Source organism: Oleiphilus sp. HI0067 (assembly GCF_001635735.1).
This window is the reverse complement of record NZ_LWFI01000255.1, coordinates 1-888: the sequence shown is the minus strand read 5'-3', so window position 1 is coordinate 888 and position 888 is coordinate 1. Positions and strand designations below refer to the sequence as shown.

The following is an 888-nucleotide window of genomic DNA, read 5'->3' as shown; positions in this document are numbered from 1 at the left end:
CGTAGGATGAGTGACGCCAATTAAAAATGGATAAAGCGAGGACTGTTTGAGAGAGCGTAGCGAACGAGTCCTGCAGCGCCATTTTTAACCAGTCACGAATGTACCCGCAGGGCCGAAGAGCAGGTACGCATTTCTTTGGTTCTTTCTTGTGCGAGCAAGAAAGAACATAAACGGATTAGAAGTATTGAATTTAAGATTAACGAGAGTTTGAAAATAAACAGCTCAACTTAAAAGCTTCTTCAAGCGACCTTTAGGTCAAAACAAAAACCTCATCTTGAAGCATTCCCCAGCTGTTCTAAACTGCTACTTAGCCAAACTAAATAGAATCCAAACCAAATTAGCTAGCCGACTATTATGAAATCAAAGCACCTTCTTAGTTACTTCTTCATAAGCCTCTTCGTCATTGGTTGTGCCACGATTGCACAACATCAACTTGATCAACAATGGGGTGAACCCGAGGTACAAAATCGTGAAGTCGCTGAATATCAGCAAGGTGTCCCAGAATATCATCGCGATATTCAGCCCATCTTTGATAAGCGTTGTGTCAGTTGTCATGCTTGTTATGACGGTCCATGTCAGTTGAAGTTGTCGTCATATGACGGGCTTGATCGTGGCGCGAGTAAAGAGTTGGTATATGACGGGGCTCGTATCGTAGCGGCTGAGCCCTCCCGTCTTGGTGTCGATGCAAAAACAACCGAAGAGTGGCGTGCGCGGGATTATTTTCCTGTATTGAATGAGCGTGCGCAAAATCCTGTCGCTAATGTGCAGGGCAGTTTGCTTTTAAAAATGTTGGAGCAAAAGCGTCAGCATCCGCTTCCGCAAACGGCGCAACTTGACCCAGATGTATTCGATTTCTCAACAGATCGTGCGCAAGAGTGTCCAACAATT

At 44.8% G+C, this 888-nt stretch carries 1 protein-coding gene; it reads left to right on the top strand.

Translation table 11 applies throughout. The features are described from left to right. Window positions 1-354 precede the first annotated feature (354 nt). On the top strand, window positions 355-888 hold a 534-nt coding region (locus tag A3739_RS03265; protein WP_197472004.1), incomplete at its 3' end, for a fatty acid cis/trans isomerase.